At 69.4% G+C, this 17659-nt stretch carries 16 protein-coding genes and 1 riboswitch; of the genes, 2 read left to right on the top strand and 14 right to left on the bottom strand.

Translation table 11 applies throughout. From position 1 onward, the window contains the following. Window positions 1-3: 3 nt before the first annotated feature. From MA876_RS14735 to MA876_RS14725, 3 genes are all read right to left on the bottom strand, one after another. Window positions 4-1893, bottom strand: a complete 1890-nt coding sequence (locus MA876_RS14735) for a sigma-70 family RNA polymerase sigma factor (protein ID WP_248151046.1) — start codon at window positions 1891-1893, stop codon at window positions 4-6. 399 nt (window positions 1894-2292) lie between these two features. Next, entirely contained in the window at window positions 2293-3435 is a 1143-nt protein-coding gene (gene nagA / locus MA876_RS14730) for an N-acetylglucosamine-6-phosphate deacetylase (protein WP_248151044.1), read from the bottom strand. Further along, on the bottom strand, window positions 3432-5024 hold the full coding sequence (locus tag MA876_RS14725; protein WP_248151041.1) for a beta-N-acetylhexosaminidase: 1593 nt from the start codon (window positions 5022-5024) through the stop codon (window positions 3432-3434). Before MA876_RS14725 ends, nagA begins: the two co-directional genes overlap by 4 nt. Window positions 5025-5114: 90 nt before the next feature. Further along, window positions 5115-5199: riboswitch (ZMP/ZTP riboswitch) on the top strand. 52 nt (window positions 5200-5251) lie between these two features. Here MA876_RS14725 and glyA point away from each other — a divergent pair. Beyond that, window positions 5252-6526 carry a serine hydroxymethyltransferase gene (glyA, locus tag MA876_RS14720; protein WP_248151038.1) on the top strand — a complete coding sequence of 425 codons (1275 nt, stop codon included), beginning with the start codon at window positions 5252-5254 and terminating at the stop codon, window positions 6524-6526. A gap of 129 nt (window positions 6527-6655) precedes the next feature. Beyond that, window positions 6656-7537 (top strand): bifunctional methylenetetrahydrofolate dehydrogenase/methenyltetrahydrofolate cyclohydrolase, encoded by an 882-nt coding sequence (locus tag MA876_RS14715; protein ID WP_248151035.1) that lies wholly within the window; start codon window positions 6656-6658, stop codon window positions 7535-7537. Window positions 7538-7912: 375 nt separating this feature from the next. Here MA876_RS14715 and MA876_RS14710 read toward each other — a convergent pair whose 3' ends face one another. The 11 genes from MA876_RS14710 to hpaE all read right to left on the bottom strand — a co-directional run bounded on the left by MA876_RS14710 (window position 7913) and on the right by hpaE (window position 17655). Beyond that, window positions 7913-8647, bottom strand: a complete 735-nt coding sequence (locus MA876_RS14710) for an amino acid ABC transporter ATP-binding protein (protein WP_308221665.1) — start codon at window positions 8645-8647, stop codon at window positions 7913-7915. Further along, window positions 8644-9489 (bottom strand): amino acid ABC transporter permease, encoded by an 846-nt coding sequence (locus MA876_RS14705; protein WP_248151032.1) that lies wholly within the window; start codon window positions 9487-9489, stop codon window positions 8644-8646. The genes MA876_RS14710 and MA876_RS14705 overlap by 4 nt, the downstream gene beginning before the upstream one ends. A 22-nt stretch (window positions 9490-9511) precedes the next feature. Then, complete coding sequence (locus MA876_RS14700; protein WP_248151030.1) at window positions 9512-10369, bottom strand: ABC transporter substrate-binding protein; 858 nt, start codon at window positions 10367-10369, stop codon at window positions 9512-9514. Window positions 10370-10491: 122 nt separating this feature from the next. Then, window positions 10492-11541: an RNA polymerase sigma factor gene (locus MA876_RS14695; RefSeq protein WP_248151027.1), complete on the bottom strand. Its 1050-nt coding sequence runs from the start codon at window positions 11539-11541 to the stop codon at window positions 10492-10494. After that, window positions 11538-11921 carry a YciI family protein gene (locus MA876_RS14690; RefSeq protein ID WP_248151024.1) on the bottom strand — a complete coding sequence of 128 codons (384 nt, stop codon included), beginning with the start codon at window positions 11919-11921 and terminating at the stop codon, window positions 11538-11540. Before MA876_RS14690 ends, MA876_RS14695 begins: the two co-directional genes overlap by 4 nt. A 70-nt stretch (window positions 11922-11991) precedes the next feature. After that, the gene (locus tag MA876_RS14685) at window positions 11992-12537 is read right to left on the bottom strand and encodes a hypothetical protein (RefSeq protein ID WP_248151014.1); all 546 of its coding nucleotides are present in this window, start codon (window positions 12535-12537) and stop codon (window positions 11992-11994) included. 20 nt (window positions 12538-12557) lie between these two features. Further along, on the bottom strand, window positions 12558-13355 hold the full coding sequence (locus MA876_RS14680; protein WP_248151011.1) for a transglutaminase-like domain-containing protein: 798 nt from the start codon (window positions 13353-13355) through the stop codon (window positions 12558-12560). Window positions 13356-13378: 23 nt separating this feature from the next. Then, window positions 13379-14179, bottom strand: a complete 801-nt coding sequence (locus tag MA876_RS14675; protein WP_248151008.1) for an HpcH/HpaI aldolase family protein — start codon at window positions 14177-14179, stop codon at window positions 13379-13381. Continuing rightward, on the bottom strand, window positions 14164-14946 hold the full coding sequence (locus tag MA876_RS14670) for an FAA hydrolase family protein (protein WP_248151167.1): 783 nt from the start codon (window positions 14944-14946) through the stop codon (window positions 14164-14166). Before MA876_RS14670 ends, MA876_RS14675 begins: the two co-directional genes overlap by 16 nt. A 2-nt stretch (window positions 14947-14948) precedes the next feature. Then, window positions 14949-16112, bottom strand: a complete 1164-nt coding sequence (gene hpaD, locus MA876_RS14665) for a 3,4-dihydroxyphenylacetate 2,3-dioxygenase (protein WP_248151005.1) — start codon at window positions 16110-16112, stop codon at window positions 14949-14951. 28 nt (window positions 16113-16140) lie between these two features. After that, window positions 16141-17655: a 5-carboxymethyl-2-hydroxymuconate semialdehyde dehydrogenase gene (gene hpaE, locus MA876_RS14660; protein ID WP_248151003.1), complete on the bottom strand. Its 1515-nt coding sequence runs from the start codon at window positions 17653-17655 to the stop codon at window positions 16141-16143. Window positions 17656-17659 lie beyond the last annotated feature (4 nt).

Genomic DNA, 17659 nt, shown 5'->3' with positions numbered 1-17659 from the left:
GCGTCAGAGCCCGAAGAAGCCGAGGATGAGTGCCCAGATGCTGACGAAGTCGGTGAGTCGGCTCTCCGTCACGGGGCCCGCGTCGGCGCCCGCCGCGTAGTTCACGCTCAGTCGGGAGTTCGAGATCACGTCGCGCAGGGTCAGCGGCAGGTCGACTGTCGCGGTGCCCGCCGAGCTCAGCGTCACGGTACCGAGGCTGCGGCCTCCGAACGTCACTGCGACGACGGAGTCCGGTGCGCCCGAGAGGGGCACGTGAACCGTCGCACGCGGTTCGAGAGTGAACGTGGCCGAACCGATCGTCGGTGATCCGGCGGGAAGCGTCGGGTCGGTGGGGTCGGTCGGATCGGTGGGGTCGACCGGGTCCGTCGGGTCGGTGGGGTCGACCGGGTCGGTGGGGTCGACCGGGTCGGTGGGGTCGACCGGGTCGGTCGGATCGGTGGGGTCGACCGGATCCGTGGGATCCGTGGGATCCGTGGGATCGACCGGGTCTGTGGGGTCCGTCGGATCGGTGGGGTCGACCGGGGCGGCGGGATCGATCGGGTCCGTCGGATCGGTCGGTTCGACCGGGTCGGTCGGCGACGCTCCCGGGTTCGCGGGCGGCTCAGGTGCCGTGTCGGCGATGGGGAGCTCGATCGGGTCGGGGACCTGGTCCGGCACGTCCTCCTGGACGACCGGCTCGGTCGAGTCGGACGACCCGGCCGGCAGCGAGGGCGATTCGTCGGCGATCGCGGATGACCCCGGACCGTCGGCGACCGGGGTGGTCAGCTGCGGAAGGATGATCGCCCCCGCGACGACGGCGCCCACGACGACGATGGCCGCGGCGACGAGCGCGATGGTCGCGCCTATTCCGATGAAGGCGCCACCCGCGGTCGCCGCGGTGCCGGCCGCAGCCGCGCCACCGCCTGCAGCGAATCCGCCGCCGGCGCTCGCAGCGCCGCCCCCGGACGCGCTCCCGGCGCCCGACGCGCTCCCGGCGGACGCGCCCACCGGAACGGGGGCCGCGGGGAGGACGGTGACGGCGCCCTCGATGCTCCCCGGCATCGCGGCGAGCGCGAGCACCGGGATTCCGCCGCCCTGCAGCATCGAGAGGTAGCCCGCCGTCCCGGCGGCACCGATCGTGAGTGGCAGAAGGACGAGGGCGAGCCGGCTGCCGACCTCTTTCGCCTCGCTCGCGACGATCGCACATCGTGCGCATTCGGCGAGGTGCGCGTCGACTTTGCCGAGATCACGGCGGCCGAGGTTGTGACGGGCATACGCCCCGAGGCGCTCGATCGTCCACTGGCAGTCGGAGCCGTCTTGGACCGACCGCAGGTGTGCCTGGATCCAGGCTTCGCGCAGCCCTTCCCGGGCGCGGAACGTCAGCTGTGCGACGGCGGTGGCCTTGAGCCCGAGGAGCGGCGCGATCTCGGCCGGCTTCATCTGCTCGATCTCGGAGTACCAGAGCACCTCCTGCCACCGCGTCGGCAGACTGCGGAACGCCTGGTGTGTGAGGCTGCGATCCAGCGCTTCGACCGTCGCGTGCTCGTTGGATGCGGGGTCCTCGACGGCGTCGAGCTCGTCGATCGCGGTCTCCTTGCGCGCGCGACCCCAGCCCGCCGCGGTGTTGCGGATGCTCGTGAACAGGTAGGCGCGGAACGAGCCCGTGGGCCCTCCGCCCTTCTGGATGGACTGGTAGATGCGGGTGTACGCCTCTTGGACGAGGTCGTCGGCGTCGAGCGATGACGACACCGAGCGGGCGACGGCGACGCCGGAGCGGTAGTGGCGGCGCCACAGCTCGGCGAATGCCTGCGGGTCGCCCGAGCGCGTGCGCAACACCAGGTCGGAGTCGCCCAGTTCGGCCACCCCGACGGCGTCGTCGTTCATCGTCATGCGTTCCCCAGAAATGCTCGGCATGAGGCATCCCACTGCCTCCACCGGAAGAGACGCGCGAAAGCGGGTTCTATCACGCGACTTCGCCCATTCTCTCCTGAACCGGGCATTTTGTCGCGCTCTCGGGGGCGATCGGGGCGCTGAGAGAAAAGTCGAAAGAAATCCTGGGAACCGCGTAATAGATCCGCCGCACCCGCGTCTCATCAGCAAGAGATCGTTGCTCGCTTCCCGCCGGGGGGCAGGGGAGCGAGCGCCGGTGGCAAGAGCCGGGCGGATTCCGCCCGCGTCATCGGGAGGCGGGTCCGGAGAATTCTCGGGGGAGGGTTCTCCGGGCCGCCCATCTCGACAGACGGGTTCTGGGGAATCTGGGGAAGACGGAAGCGGTCGCTGCGATCTGGGGGATGCAGCGGCCGCTCGGTCTTTCTAGAGGCGGGTCCCCGCGCGCCACACGCTGCGCACGGTCAGATCGTCGTCGAGCAGCACGGCGTCGGCGAGACACCCGGGCTCGAGGCGCCCGAGGTCGTCGCGGCCGAGGACGCGGGCAGGCGTGCGTGTGAGCGCATCGACCGCGTCGGGAAGCGGGATGCCGTAGCCGACGACATTGCGCAGCGCGGCATCCTGCAGCAACGTCGAGCCGGCGATCGCGCCGCCCTCGACGAGCCGTGCCGTACCGTTCTCGACGTCGACCTCGAGCGCTCCGAGCAGATACCTGCCGTCGGCGGCGCCTGCGGCGGCCATCGCATCCGTCACGAGCGCGATGCGGCCGGGCGCCGCGGCGAAGGCGATGCGCACGACGGCGGGATCCACGTGCACGCCGTCGGCGATGAGCTCGAGCACGACACGGGGGTCGTCGGTCGCTGCCCCCACGGGTCCGGGCGCGCGGTGCGCGAGGCCCGGCATCGCGTTGAACGCGTGGGTGAGGAGCGTCGCACCCGCATCGAACGCGCGGGCCGCGGCATCCATCGACGCATCCGTGTGCCCGACGGCGGCGACCGCTCCCGCGGCGACGACCGCGCGAACTGCCTCGACGCCACCGGGCAGTTCAGGCGCAAGGGTCACCTGCCGCACGGTGCCGCGGCCGGCGTCGAGCAGCAGGGCGACGTCTTCGGGGGCGGGATGCCGCAGCAGCGCCGGATCGTGGGCCCCTTTGTGTCCGGGGTCGAGGAACGGGCCCTCGAGGTGCGATCCGAGGATGTCGGGGTCGCTGGAGGCCAAGTCGGCGATCACCGCGACGCGATGGGCGAGATCGTCGATCGGCGCCGTCACGAGCGAGATCACGGCGCGCGTCGTGCCGTGGGTGCGGTGCAGGGCGCGCGCGGCGCGGATCGCCTCCGCGCCGTCGTCGTACGACGATCCGCCACCGCCGTGCCCGTGCAGGTCGATGAAGCCGGGAGTGAGGAAGCACCCCTCGCCGTCGACGACGGTGTCGCCGGCGCCGCTCGCGAGCGGCATCCAGTCATCCCCCGTCCCCGCGCCGGCGACGCGCTCGCCGTCGAAGGCGACCCACGCGTCATCGGTCACGAGCCCGCCGTCGACGAGCCGCACGGAGTGGATGACGGTGGTCACTCCGAGGTCGCCCAGGGGATCTCGTCGGACGACGCGAAGCCGATGCCGAGGCTCGTCCACAGGGGACCCATCGCGCCGACGCGCTCGCGGAACGAGTCCCACGTGCGCAGGTCGCTCTCGGTCGTGGCGGGCGACCACGCGGCTTCGGCGGCCGACGCGATGCGCGGGAACGCCATCCGGTCGATGTCGTCGAGGTTCGTGATCGTCTCGGTCCACATGGGCGCTTCGACGCCGAGGATCGAGGCGCCGGGCACGATGTCGGCCGGTTCCCACGAATACGAGCGCTCGACGCTCGTCGGGCCGTTCGCCCACGTCAGTCCGAGGTCGCTCGCCGCCGTCGGCTTCATGTCGAGGTAGATCGCGTCGGCCGGCGACAGGATGACCTGCGCGAACGCGCGAGCCTTGTCATCCATGCCGTCGGTCGGCGTCATGTACCCCCAGTACTGCCCGACCGTGTCGTCGGCGAGACCTGCTGCCGAACCTGCCTCGTGCCACGCCACGGGGGTCTTGCCCAGGTTCGAGATGATCTCGCTCACGCGACTCACGAACACGTCGAAGTCCTCGTCGCTCGTGGCGAGGGACTCGTCGCCGCCGAAGTGGAGGTACGGCCCGGGGGTGATGCCCGCCAGCTCGCCGAAGACGTCGGCGACGAAGTCGTAGGTCGCCTCGTCGTGGATCTTGAGCGATGAGAAGCCGACGGCCATGCCCTCGTAGTCGACGCCGTTGACGGGCAGATCTCCACCGTGGGTCGCGGCGATGTCGCGCATATGGTCGTCGATGACCGGCTCTTCCATCAGCTCGGGGTAGGCGAGGGTGATCGCGTGCGTGTGGCCCGGCATGTCGAACTCGGGCACGACCATCATGTGGTGCGCCGACGCGTAGGCGACGATGTCCGCGTAATCGGCCTTCGTGTAGAAGCCGCCGGGGTCGCCGCCGACCGACGAGCTGCTCGAGAGCTCGGTGAGCAGCGGTCGCGACGCGAGCTGGAGGCGCCAGCTCTGATCGTCGCTGAGGTGCAGGTGCAGGGCGTTGAACTTCAGCCCCGACGCGCGATCGATGTACGCCTTGATGGTGTCGACGGTCTGGAAGTGCCGTGCCACATCGAGCATGACCCCGCGATACGCGAATCTCGGGGCATCCGCGATCCGCACCGCCGGAACGATCCAGCTCCCTCCGTCGGGCCGTACGAGCTGCCCGAGGGTCTGGACGCCGTAGAACAGGCCCGCGGCATCCGCTCCCGTGACGACGATGGATGCCTCGTTCGCCACGAGTTCGTACGACTCGGGCGCTCCGCCTCTCTCGATTCGCAGGACGATTCCGGGCTCGTCGCCGGTCGCGCCGGGGATCCCCGTGCGCGCTTCGAGCAGCGCGGTCAGAGCGGCCGCGGCATCCTTCTCTCCGTCGATCACGGTCTCGTCGGTGAAGCGGAAGGGTGCACCGGCCGTCGTGTCGACGGAGGCGGGGAGGGGGACGAGTGCGGGAAGAGTCACGGTGTCTCCATTCTGGCCGCCCGGAACGCACGCGGCCAGCGCCGCGGCGAGGACGATCACGAGGGTCGCGGACGTGAGGCGTCGTTGCCGACGGTTCATGTAAAGCGTCCTAACAAAAGGGGATGACATCACTCTACCGGTTGCGGTGCTTGACGCACAGGGTCGGTCGAGGCGGGCGATCCGTTATGCTCGGAACGTCGCGACTGGCGTTGAGGTGGACCACCACCGGGGAGCGGCTGACAACGGCATTCGACCGCGCGCCTGGGCCGATGTTCTGCACCCATCCGTGGTGCGCGAAACCGCAAGCCGTCGTCAAGGAGATCGTCATGACCGATCAGTACTTCAACGCCCCGCTCGCCGAGGTCGACCCCGAGATCGCCCAGGTCCTCGAGCGCGAGCTCGAGCGTCAGCGCGGCTATCTCGAGATGATCGCGTCCGAGAACTTCGTCCCCGTCTCGGTGCTGCAGTCGCAGGGCTCGGTGCTCACGAACAAGTACGCCGAGGGCTACCCGGGTCGTCGCTACTACGGCGGCTGCGAAGAGGTGGATGTCGCCGAGGAGCTGGCGATCCAGCGTGCGAAGTCGCTCTTCGGCGCGGAGTTCGCCAACGTCCAGCCGCACTCCGGCGCGACGGCGAACGCCGCCGTGCTGCACGCGATCGCCCGCCCCGGCGACACGCTGCTCGGCCTCTCGCTCGATCAGGGCGGTCACCTGACGCACGGCATGAAGATCAACTTCTCGGGCCGCCTGTACGACATCGTCGCGTACGGCGTCGATCCCGAGACCTCCACGATCGACATGGACGAGGTGCGCCGGCTCGCCCTCGAGCACAAGCCCAAGGTGATCATCGCCGGCTGGTCGGCCTACCCCCGCCAGCTCGATTTCGCCGCGTTCCGCTCGATCGCCGACGAGGTCGGCGCGCTCCTGTGGGTCGACATGGCGCACTTCGCCGGTCTCGTCGCGGCGGGCCTGCACCCGAACCCGGTGCCGCACGCGCACGTCGTCTCGTCGACGGTGCACAAGACGATCGGCGGCCCGCGTTCGGGCTTCATCCTCACGAACGACCCCGACATCGCGAAGAAGATCAACACCGCGGTCTTCCCCGGCCAGCAGGGCGGACCCCTGATGCACGTGATCGCCGCCAAGGCGACGGCGTTCAAGCTCGCCGCAACGCCCGAGTTCAAGGAGCGTCAGGAGCGGGTCCTCAGCGGCGCGCACCTGATCGCCGAGCGACTTTCGCAGCAGGACGTCAAGGACGCCGGCATCGCCGTGCGCTCGGGAGGCACCGACGTGCACCTCGTGCTCGTCGACCTGCGCGACGCCGAGATCGACGGCAAGCAGGCGGAAGACCTGCTGCACGACATCCACATCACGGTCAATCGCAACGCCGTTCCCAACGACCCGCGCCCGCCGATGGTCACGTCCGGTCTGCGCATCGGCACGCCCGCCCTCGCGACGCGCGGCTTCGGCGATACGGAGTTCACCGAGGTCGCCGACGTCATCGCCCTCGCGCTGTTGCCGGGTGCAGACGTCGAGGCGCTGCGCGCCCGCGTCGCCGCGCTGACGGCCGCGTTCCCGCTCTACCCCGGCCTGCAGCAGTAGGCCCGGCATCCACTTCTCGTCGAACCCGGGTTCTCTCGTCGAATCCGGGGGCGGCGGAGTCGGTTTCGACGAGAATGCCCGGGTTCGGCGGATGGTCCGGACCGGTGAGGGACGTGAAGGAGGCGCGAGATGACAGCGATCAGACTCGACGGAAAGGCCGCGGCGGCCGAGATCAAGGCCGAACTGAAGGAGCGCGTCGATGCACTGCGCGCGCGCGGAATCGTCCCGGGGATCGCGACGGTGCTCGTCGGCGCGGATCCGGCATCGCAGCTCTACGTCGGGATGAAGCATCGCGAGTCCGAGGCGATCGGCATGAACTCGATCCAGATCGAGCTGCCCGCTGACGCGACGCAGGCCGAGGTCGAAGCCGTCATCGACGGGTTGAATGCGGACGATGGATGCCACGGCTACATCGTCCAGCTGCCCCTGCCCAAGCACCTCGACACCGACGCGATCCTCGAGCGGATCGATCCGGCGAAGGATGCCGACGGCCTGCACCCGACGAACCTCGGCCGCCTCGTGCTCAACGTCAACGCGCCGATCACGACGCCCCTGCCGTGCACGCCGCGCGGCGTCATCGAGCTGCTGCTGCGCAACGACTACGACCTGAACGGCAAGCACGTCGTCGTAGTCGGCCGGGGCGTGACGATCGGCCGATCGATCGGTCTGCTGCTGACGCGCCGCGAGATCAACGCCACGGTCACCCTCACCCACACGGGAACGACCGACCTCGCCGCGCACCTCGCGCTCGCCGATGTCATCGTCGCCGCAGCGGGCGTCAAGCACATCGTGCTGCCCGAACACGTCATGCCCGGCGCGGCTGTGCTCGACGTGGGCGTGACGCGCGAGATCGACCCCGAGACGGGCAAGAGCCGCGTCTACGGCGACGTGCATCCGGATGTCGTCGAGGTGGCAGGCTACGTCTCACCCAACCCCGGCGGTGTCGGGCCTATGACGGTGGCCCTGCTCATGACGAACGTCGTCGAAGCGGCCGAGCGCGCGGCATCCTGATCCCCGCGTTCAGGGTCTGACACGGCAATCGACCCACCTGCCGCCCGGCGGCTACGTCGTCCGGTCGGAGAATCCGCGGTCGGTCGGAGGATTCACGTGGAATCCTCCGACTTCGGCGACATTCTCCGACGCAGCGGCTCGCGGGGCGTTGCGTTGGGCGGGCAGGGGACGGATGACGGAGTCGGGCCACGCAACGGGCGAGCCACTCACGGGTCGGCGGGTCGCGTCGGAGAATCGGCGGTCGGTCGGAGAATTCACGTGGAATCCTCCGACTTCGGTGACATTCTCCGACGCAACTCCGCGGAGAGTGGACCGCGGAGCGCCGCGAAAAGCATGCCGCGGTGGGCGACGGAGCCGCGGGGATGGATGCCAGGGCTACGCGGTGAAGCGGGCGAGGAACTCGCGCGTGCGCGCTTCGCGCGGTGCCCCGAAGAGCTCGGCGGGCGGGCCCTGCTCGACGATGCGGCCGCCGTCGAGGAACACCACGCGGTGGGCGACGTCGCGCGCGAACGCCATCTCGTGCGTCGCCATGAGGATCGTCGCGCCGTCCTCGGCGAGCTGCCGGACGAGCTCGAGCACTTCGCCCACGAGCTCGGGGTCGAGCGCCGAAGTGATCTCGTCCAGCAGCAGAACCTCGGGGTCCGTCGCGATCGCGCGCACGATGGCGGCGCGCTGCTGCTGCCCGCCGGAGAGGCGGTCGGGGTGCTCGCGGGCCTTGTCCGCGAGCCCGACGCGGTCGAGCAGCAGAAGCGCGCGAGCCTCGGCATCCTTCTTCGCCTCTTTTCGGACGACGCGCGAGGCGAGCGTCACGTTGTCGAGCACCGACATGTGCGGGAAGAGGTTGTAGCTCTGGAAGACGACGCCGAATCGGGAACGCACGCGGTTGGCATCGACGCGGGGGTCGGAGATGTCGTCGTCGCCGAGCAGGATGCGACCGTCGTCGATCGGCTCGAGCAGGCTGAGGCAGCGCAGGAGCGTGGACTTGCCCGAGCCGCTCGCGCCGATCACTGCGACGACCTCGTGGGCGGCGAGTTCGACCGAGACGCCCTGGAGCACGGCGCGGTCGTCGAAGGACTTCCACAGGTCCTCGGCGCGCAGCAGGGCGGTCACAGGATCGCCCCCGTCTGCTCGCGACGACGGAGGCGCGCGGTGTACCAGTCCGTGAGACGGATCGTCGGGATCGCGAGGAGGACGAACAGGATGCCGGCGACGACGTACGGCGTGAAGTTGTACGTCTGCGAGGCTTCGATCTTCGCGGCGAGCACGGCATCCATGATGCCCAGGATCGAGATGAGGCCGACATCCTTCTGCATCGCGACGAAGTCGTTCATGAGCGGCGGAGTGATCTTGCGCAGCGCTTGGGGGAGCACGACGCGGCGCAGCGTCTGCGTGTAGCCGAGGCCGAGTGCACGTGCCGCGAGACGCTGCGAGGGATGCACGGCCTCGATCCCCGCGCGGATGACCTCGGCGACGTATGCCGAGTAGGTGAGCGTCACGGCGAGCGTGCCGAGGAGGACGAGTGGGATGCGCGTGTTCGTGAGCGTCGGGATGCCGAAGCCCACGATGTAGAGCACGATGATGAACGGCAGTCCACGGAAGATGTCGGTGTATGCCGCGGCGAGTACGCGCAGCGGGAGGAACACCGGCCCGGGCAGGGTCCGCAGCACCGCGATGAGCAGCGCGACGATCGAGACCGTCACGAGCGAGAACGCCAGCACCTGCAGGTTGACCAGGAACCCCTCCCAGATGCGGGGGAGGGAATCGAGAGCGATCTGCGGGTTGAAGAACGCCTGCTGCACCGCTGACCAACCGGGCGTCGCGATGACCGTGATCCACACGATGGCCGCGAACGCCAGGGTCGAGGCGATCGCGACGAGCACCGAGCGCTGCGACTGGCGCGCGCGGAACGCGCGGCGCTCGAGTTCGAGCGCGCTCGGGGTGTGGGTGCTCACCCGTCGACCGTACCGGAGGGCGTTACTGCAGCAGCGTGACGCTCTCGTACTTGTCCATCCACTCCGCAGTCAGCGCCTCCAGCGTGCCGTTCGCGCGCAACGCGTCGATCGCCGCACTGACGCGCTCCGTGAGCGGGGAGTCCTTGCCGAGCACGACACCCCACTCGTCGGCGATGTCGCCCTTGGGCAGCTGGCCGACGATGAACGAGTTGTCGATGTACATCTCCGTCGCGAGGAAGGCGCTCGGCACATCGACGACGATGGCATCGATCTGCCCCGCGCTGATGGCGGCGACGGCGTCTTCGTTCGAGCCGTACAGCTGCGGAGCGACGTCGGGTTGAATGACCTCTTCGACCGTCTGGGCGCTCGTCGAGCCCGCCATGGCGCCGATCGTCAGCCCCTTGAGACCATCGAGCGTGTCGACGCCTTCGGCCGGACCGCCCTCGATCGCCACGATCGCCTGGCTCGCCGCATAGTACGGCGACGAGAAGTCGACGGCCTGCTTGCGCTCGTCGGTGATCGTGTACTGCTGGATGTTGAAGTCGAAGTTCTTCGGCCCGGGCGCGATCGCGGCTTCGAAGCTCGTTCCGACCCACTCGACGTCGTCGGGTGCGAAGCCGAGCTCATCGGCGATGGCGTACGCGAGGGCCGACTCGAAGCCTTCGCCCGACGACGGGTCTTCGCCGACGACGTACGGCTCGTAGACGACGTCGCCCGTCGCGATGGTGAGCTTGCCCGGAGTGATGTAGCCGTCTTCTGCAGCGGGGGCGTCCGTCTCGCCGCCGCTGGGGGCGCCGCCCGAGGCGCAGCCCGTGAGGGCGAGCGCGGCGAGGGCGATGCCGACGGCGGCGGTGCGAAGGAAGGGGGTGCGACGGGACAAGACGGTGCCTCCAGAGATTCGGGGTCCACGGCGCGCTCGTGCTGTCGGCACGCTGGACTCAGTCCATTTTGTCGTGTTGGCGGGGCAGGAAGGGCCGCGGGGGTCGCTTTGTTACGCGGTCGTCATGGATGCCGCGGTGCGCCGCGCCGCGCGCGCACCGCCGTCAGCGCATCGTGCGCCCCGCGGGTCGGGGCGATCGCGACGAGCCCCGCGTACAGCTTCTCGAGGGCATCCAGGTCGACGACGCCCGTTCGCCGACGGTCGCAGTGCACCGCCTGGATCGCCGCCTCGAGCTGGAAGCGGCCGAGTGGGGCGCCGAGCGCCGACGCCCGCCGGAGGAGAGCCGCGGCCTCGGCGATGAGGGCGGCATCCCAGAGCGCAGCGTCCTGCTCGTCGAGCGGCGGCCAGTCCGCGCCGATCCGCGCGGGCGCGCGCGACTGGGCGTAGGTGAGCAGTGCGGCGAGCCCCCAGGCCTCGGGTTCGTCGTCGAGCAGACTCGCGGTCAGCACGGCGAGCCAGCGTGCTTCATCGGCCAGAGATCGCCGCACGTCATCGCCCTGATCGAGCCAGCCGATCGCGTAGGCGCCGTAGATCGCCTCGAGCACCGTCGAGAGACGTTCCGGCATCTCCGCGCGGGACGGAACGCGGAAGGGGATGCCCGCGTCGCGGATGCGGCGCTTCGCGCGCACGAGCCGCTGTGCCATCGTCGCGGGCTCGACGTCGAAGGCCCGAGCGATCTGCGCGGCGTCGAAACCCATGACAGCCTGCAGCATGAGCGGCGTGCGCACGGCCGGGTCGATCGCGGGGTGCGCACAGGCGAAGAGCAGCTCGAGCCGTTTGTCGGGGATCCCGTCCCGACCCGCCGCGATCGCCTCGGGTCCCGCGTCGGCGCTCGCTGCCCCGTCCAGGTCGACCTCGACGCCCGTGCGGTGCGCGGCCGAAGAGAGGACGTCGCGCAGTCGATTGCGGGCCACGGTGAGGATCCATCCGTCGGGGTTGCTCGGGATGCCGGCATCCGGCCACGTGCGCAGCGCGCGCTCGAAGGCGTCGGCCAGCGCGTCTTCGCTGAGCGCGAGGTCGCGAGTGGATGCCGCGAGCAGAGCCAGGATGCGACCGTACGAGGCGCGCGCCGTTCGTTCGGCGACGGCGCGCACCTCGTCGGGCGAGGTCATCGGTAGTCGAACTGCGTCCAGCGGCCGTTCGCGAAGTACGTGCCGGACGGCCGCACCTCGACCGCTCCCCACGAGACGGACGGAGCCTTGCCCGCCCATTCGATCGCCGCATCGAGGTCGGCGACATCGATGACGAACGTCCCGCCGAGCTGCTCCTTCGTGTCGGCGAACGGGCCGTCCTGCACGCGCAGCGATCCGTCGATCGCGCGCACCGTCGTCGTGAGGGTCGAGGGTTGGAGGACCTCGGCGCTCACGAGCACGCCCGCCGCATCCAGCGCCTTCGCGTACTCGTCGAACTCGCGCATGCCCTCGGCGAGAGCTTCGGGGCCGAGGTCGTCGGCGGTCATCTCGGGGTAGTGGAGCAGGAGCGCGTAGCGCATGATGTCATTCCTTTCGTCGTGGAGTCTCTGACACAGGGATGACGATCGAACGCGCGCCGAATCGACAGGTTCAGCCCAACTCGTCGAGCATCTTCCGCTGCTCGTCGGTGAGTCCGTCCTTCAGTTCACGCGCACCCGCCTGCGCCTCGGGCGACGGCACAGCCGCAGCCTCCGCGGTCGCGGGTGCGCTCTTCGAGCCGGTGGCCCTGTCGTAGAGCGCGCCGGCGTGCGCCTCGACACGGTCGTCGATCGCGTCGTAGATCGCCCAGCCGATGACGAGGATCACGGGCGGGAGGATGTAGCCCCAGAACCAGTTGCCGGCGCTCACACCCGAGAGCAGCACGGTGAGGATCCACACGATGAAGGCGACCAGCAGCACGAGGAAGAACTGGACGACCTTCTCGCCCGCCTTCGTACGCTGCCCCGCCGACCTCGCGGCCATCGACTGGAACCACTTCGTGATGAGCGGCTTGATCCAGATCGTGGCGGCGGTGAGGATGATTCCCGCCCAGATCGCGGCCCACCCGACTCTCGCCGGCGTGAGCCAGCCGATGATGAGGAGCACGACGACGTTGAAGACCAGCAGCGAGACGAAGCGGACGACCCATTTCTTCATGGCATCACTGTATTGCGGCTTCAGCTGATCGATACCAGTTGCGTGACATCGTCGTCGGGAAGGGAATCGACCGTCGCGGTGACCGTGACGTCGACGAGATCCGCGCGGCCCGAGAGCACGTTGAGGAACGCCGTGTCTGCGGCATCCCGACCCGTTGCGATGCGGACGAGCGTCGAGCGGGGCGCGAGGGTCGTGGCGTCCACGACTCGCCACGCGTCATCCACCCAGGCTTCGGTCACGGCGTGGAAGTCCATCGGCGAGAGTCCCGGGGCGTAGACCGAGACGACCCGGGAAGGGACGCCCCTCGCCCGCAGGAGCGCCACGCAGAGGTGAGCGTAGTCGCGGCACACGCCCTGGCGGGCGAGAAGTGTGCGGGTCGCGCCGTCGGTCGGGAGGGACGACCCGGGCACGTAGGCGAGGCGGGTCCCCACCCACGACGAGACCGCGGCGAGGAGCTCGGCGTCGTCGTCGATGCCCCCGAACTCGGCCGCGGCGGTGGCGGCGAGTTCGTCGCTCTGCGCGTATCGGCTCGGCCGGAGGTAGGTGAGCACGTCCACGTCGTGGGCGATCGCCGTGTCCCCGGCACCGAGGAGGAGAGCGGAGTAGTCGACTTCGAGCCGCCCGACTCCCGCATCCACCCGGTGCAGCCGAGTGCCGTGCACGTCGAAGATCTCGGTGCTCGGGATCGGCACACCGTCGACCGCGGCGGCGAACACTTCGTGATTGGGCGCGTAGTGGCCCGACACGGCGACCGAGAACACGAGGTCGGCGGGTTCGGTCACGTCCAGGATGATGCGGCTCGACACGTCTCTCTGCATGAGCCCAGCATCGCAGTTCAGCGTCAGTAGGACGTGCCCTTGACATCGCCGGAAGCTCCGAACCGCGCGGCGAGTGCTTCGGAGCCTCGTGCGAGCAGCGCGACGTCGGCGCCGACGAGCACGAACCTCGCCCCGGCCGCGAGGTACCGATCAGCGGTCGCGGGATCGAAGGCGTTGACGCCGACGGGCTTGCCCGCCGCCAGGACGGCCTCGAACGTGCGCAGGACGGCGGCCTCGACGTCGGGATGCCCCTGCTGGCCGAGGAGCCCCATCGACGCCGCGAGGTCGGACGGTCCGACGAAGATGCCGTCCACACCGTCGACCGCCGCGATCTCGCCGGCGGCCTCGACGCCCGTCGTCGTCTCGATCTGCACGAAGAGCGACGTGTGGTCGTCGGCGTCGGCGAGGTAGTCGTCGACGCGGTTCCAGCGCGCGGAGCGGGCGAGCGCCGAGCCCACGCCGCGGCGACCGCGCGGGGGATAGCGAACGGATGCGACGACTTCCTCGGCCTCGGCGGCCGACGAGATCATGGGCACGAGCAGGTTCTGTGCGCCGAGGTCGAGCACCTGCTTGATCGTCACGATGTCGCCGATCGGCACGCGGACGACGGGCGTGATCGGGTAGGCCGCGACGGCCTGCAGCTGAGCGAGCACGGACTCGAGGCCGTTGGGGGAGTGCTCCATGTCGATGAGGAGCCAGTCCAGACCCGAGCCGGCGCAGATCTCGGCGACGAGTGCGCTGCCCGAGCTGGCCCACATGCCGGCGAGCGGTCGCTCCGCCGTGCGGAGTCGTTCGCGAAGGGTGGGCGTCAGACGAAGCGGCATGAGATCGTCCCCATCGGTCCGTAGTCGCACAGGACCTCGTCGCCCCGCGACACCCACATCGGGCGTGTGAACGAGCCTGCCAGGATGATCTCGCCCGCTTCAAGGCGTGCACCGTGCTGATGGAACTTGTTCGCGAGCCACGCCACGCCCCGCGCGGGGTGGTCGAGCACGCCGGCGGCCACGCCCGTCTCGGTGATCTCGCCGTTGCGGTAGAGCAGGCCGGGCACCCACCGCAGGTCGATCTCGTCGGGGCGCTTGCGCACCTCGCCGAGCACCATCGCGCCGTACGCGGCGTTGTCGGCGATCGTGTCGATGATCGTGCGGCCCTCGAGTTCGATGTGGGAGTTGAGGATCTCGAGCGCCGGCACGGCGTAGTCGATCGCCGCGAGTGCGTCCTCCAGCGTGCAGTCCGGTCCCTCGAGCGGGACCTTCAGCACGAAGGCGAGCTCCACCTCGATGCGGACGTTCGAGAAGTGTTCGACGGGGATGTCGGAGCCGCTCGGGTAGACGGTGTCGTCGAACATGACCCCGTAGTCGGGCTCGGTGATGCCCGTGGCATCCTGCATCGCCTTCGAGGTGAGACCGATCTTGCGACCCACGAGCGTGCGGCCGGCCGCGATGTTCGCATCGCGCCACACCCCCTGGATCGCGTAGGAATCCTCGATCGTCGCTTCGGGGAACCGTGCCGTGATGCGGGGGATGACGCCGTGAGCGCGGTCGGCCGCGGCGAGCTCGTCCGCGATCGCCGCGATCTCGTCGGAGTGCAGCGTCACAGCTGATGACCCAGCTTGTACTCGCCCTGCTTCCACTCCGGCATCGCGGCGTCGTCCTGGGGCCTCGTGTAGCTGAAGCCGTCGGCTCCGATCGTCACCGCCATCTCGCTCGAGTCGGTGCGGGCGACGACGGGTTGTGGGTTGCCGTCGAGGTCGAGGACGAGTGATCCGTCGGTGTACCAGGACGGCACGACGGGGTTGCCCCACCAGTCGCGACGCTGGTTGTCGTGGACGTCCCACGTCACGACCGGGTTGTCGGGATCGCCCGTGTAGTAGTCCTGCGTGTACACCTCGACGCGGTGCCCGTCGGGGTCGCGCAGGTAGAGGTAGAACGCGTTCGACACGCCGTGACGACCGGGGCCGCGCTCGATCGCGTCGGATCGGCGGAGGGCGCCGAGCTTGTCGCAGATGGCGAGGATGTTGTGCTTCTCGTGGGTCGCGAAGCAGACGTGGTGCATCCGCGGCCCATCGCCGCCGGTCATCGCGGTGTCGTGCACGGTGGGCTTGCGGCGCATCCACGCGGCGTACACCGTGCCCTCTTCGTCCTGGATGTCCTCTGTGACGCGGAACCCCAGCGACTGCATGAAGCCCACCGCGCGAGGAACGTCGGGCGTGATCTGGTTGAAGTGGTCGAGGCGCACGAGCTCGCCCGGAACGTGGAGGTCGTAGCGCCAGGACAGCCGCTCCTGGTGGTCCGTCGCGTAGAAGAACTCGTACGGGAACCCGAGCGGATCGATGACGCGGACCGAGTCGCCGATGCCCTTCGTGAAGCCGCCGGGTTCGCGGCGCACATCGCAGCCGAGCTCGGTGTAGAAGGCGACGGCCTTGTCGAGGTCGTCGTCGCTGCGCACACGATACGAGAACGCGGCGACAGCGGCGAGCGAACCCCTGCGCAGGACGAGGTTGTGGTGGATGAACTCCTCCGTCGAGCGCAGATAGATCGCGTCGTCGTCCTCCTCCGTCACGTGCAGACCGAGGATGTCGACGTAGAAGACGCGCGACGCCGCGAGGTCGGTGACGACGAGCTCCATATACGCGCAGCGCAGGATGTCGGGCGGAGAGGCCTCGGGCACAGGGATCGGGTCGCTCGAGGAGATCGGTGCCTCCTGGCTCACGTAGTAGCCCGAGGAGGTGAGGGTCATCTCGTCACGGTGGCTCATGTCATGCGTCCTTGCGTGCGTGGGCGGATCAATGGGCGGCGGGCGCGTCGCCCTTGCCGAACGTGGGGTTGTGAGGCTCGTACGCGAGCGTGATGTGCACGGCTTGCTGGTCGGTGTAGAAGTCGATCGAGCGGTAGCCGCCCTCATGGCCCAGGCCCGACGCCTTCACTCCGCCGAACGGTGTGCGCAGGTCGCGGACGTTGTTCGAGTTGAGCCAGACCATTCCCGCCTCGAGCGACTGCGCGAAGTTGTGCGCGCCCCGCAGATCGTTCGTCCACAGGTAGGCGGCGAGACCGTACTTCGTGTCGTTCGCGAGGGCGAGGGCGTCCTCCCAGTCGTCGAACGGGGTGATCGCCACGACAGGCCCGAAGATCTCCTCCTGGAAGATCCTCGCGTCCGGCGCGACGTCGGCGAAGACCGTCGGCTGCACGAAGTTGCCCGTCGGGAAGCCTTCGGGTCGTCCACCGCCCGCAACGAGCCGGCCTTCGGACTTGCCGATCTCGATATAGGACATGACCTTCGCGAAGTGCTCGGGATGCACGAGCGCCCCGACCTCCGTCTTCGGGTCGTGCGGATCGCCCACGATCACGCGCGACGCCTGTGCTGCGTACCGCTCGACGAACTCGTCGTAGATCGAACGCTCGACGAGGATGCGACTGCCGGCGGTGCAGCGCTCGCCGTTGAGCGAGAAGACGCCGAAGATCGTCGCGTCGATCGCCGCCTCGAGATCGGCGTCGGCGAACACGATCGCCGGCGACTTGCCGCCGAGCTCCATCGAGAGGCCCTTGAGGTAGGGAGCGGCGTTCGCGAAGATCAACTGGCCCGTAGAGCTCTCGCCCGTGAACGAGATGAGCGGAACGTCGGGATGCTTCACGAGCGCATCGCCGGCATCCTCCCCGAGTCCGTTGACGAGGTTGAACACGCCTTTCGGGAGTCCCGCCTCTTCGAAGATCCCCGCCCACAGCGATGCCGACAGCGGGGTGAACTCGGCGGGCTTGAGGACGACGGTGTTGCCCGTCGCGAGCGCCGGGCCCAGCTTCCACGACTCGAGCATGAACGGCGTGTTCCAGGGCGTGATGAGGCCCGCGACGCCGATCGGCTTGCGGTTGACGTAGTTGAGCTGACGACCGGGGACCTTGAACGCGTCGTCGGTCTGGGCGACGATCAGGTCCGCGAAGAAGCGGAAGTTCTCGGCCGCCCGACGTGCCTGGCCGAGCGCCTGCGTGATCGGCAGGCCGGAGTCGAACGACTCGAGCTCGGCGAGCCGCGCGTCGCGCGATTCGACGATGTCGGCGATGCGGTGCAGGATGCGGGACCGCTCGCGAGGCAGCATCCGCGGCCACGGCCCCTCGGTGAAAGCGCGTCGCGCCGCGGCGACGGCGAGGTCGACGTCGGCCTTCTTGCCCGCCGCGGCGGTGACGTACGTCTCGTTCGATACGGGATCGAGCACGTCGAAGGTGTCGCCGTCGACGGAGTCCGTGAACTCGCCGTCGATGTAGTGACGGATGCGGTCGGGCAGATCTGCCGGGATGTGCGGGGCCATGCGT

The sequence above is a fragment of the Microbacterium aoyamense genome, assembly GCF_023155855.1.
Classification (GTDB): Bacteria; Actinomycetota; Actinomycetes; order Actinomycetales; family Microbacteriaceae; genus Microbacterium; species Microbacterium aoyamense.
Note: the sequence above shows the minus strand (reverse complement) of the source record. Positions and strands in the feature narration are given on the sequence as shown.

What these genes read in the sequence shown, in the direction of transcription:
- MA876_RS14735 (WP_248151046.1), bottom strand. Translation starts at nt 1,893, where the DNA reads ATGCCGAGCATTTCTGGGGAACGCATGACGATGAACGACGACGCCGTC.
- MA876_RS14725 (WP_248151041.1), bottom strand. Translation starts at nt 5,024, where the DNA reads ATGAACCGTCGGCAACGACGCCTCACGTCCGCGACCCTCGTGATCGTC.
- glyA (WP_248151038.1), top strand. Translation starts at nt 5,252, where the DNA reads ATGACCGATCAGTACTTCAACGCCCCGCTCGCCGAGGTCGACCCCGAG.
- MA876_RS14715 (WP_248151035.1), top strand. Translation starts at nt 6,656, where the DNA reads ATGACAGCGATCAGACTCGACGGAAAGGCCGCGGCGGCCGAGATCAAG.
- MA876_RS14695 (WP_248151027.1), bottom strand. Translation starts at nt 11,541, where the DNA reads ATGACCTCGCCCGACGAGGTGCGCGCCGTCGCCGAACGAACGGCGCGC.
- MA876_RS14690 (WP_248151024.1), bottom strand. Translation starts at nt 11,921, where the DNA reads ATGCGCTACGCGCTCCTGCTCCACTACCCCGAGATGACCGCCGACGAC.
- MA876_RS14685 (WP_248151014.1), bottom strand. Translation starts at nt 12,537, where the DNA reads ATGAAGAAATGGGTCGTCCGCTTCGTCTCGCTGCTGGTCTTCAACGTC.
- MA876_RS14680 (WP_248151011.1), bottom strand. Translation starts at nt 13,355, where the DNA reads ATGCAGAGAGACGTGTCGAGCCGCATCATCCTGGACGTGACCGAACCC.
- MA876_RS14675 (WP_248151008.1), bottom strand. Translation starts at nt 14,179, where the DNA reads ATGCCGCTTCGTCTGACGCCCACCCTTCGCGAACGACTCCGCACGGCG.
- hpaD (WP_248151005.1), bottom strand. Translation starts at nt 16,112, where the DNA reads ATGAGCCACCGTGACGAGATGACCCTCACCTCCTCGGGCTACTACGTG.
- hpaE (WP_248151003.1), bottom strand. Translation starts at nt 17,655, where the DNA reads ATGGCCCCGCACATCCCGGCAGATCTGCCCGACCGCATCCGTCACTAC.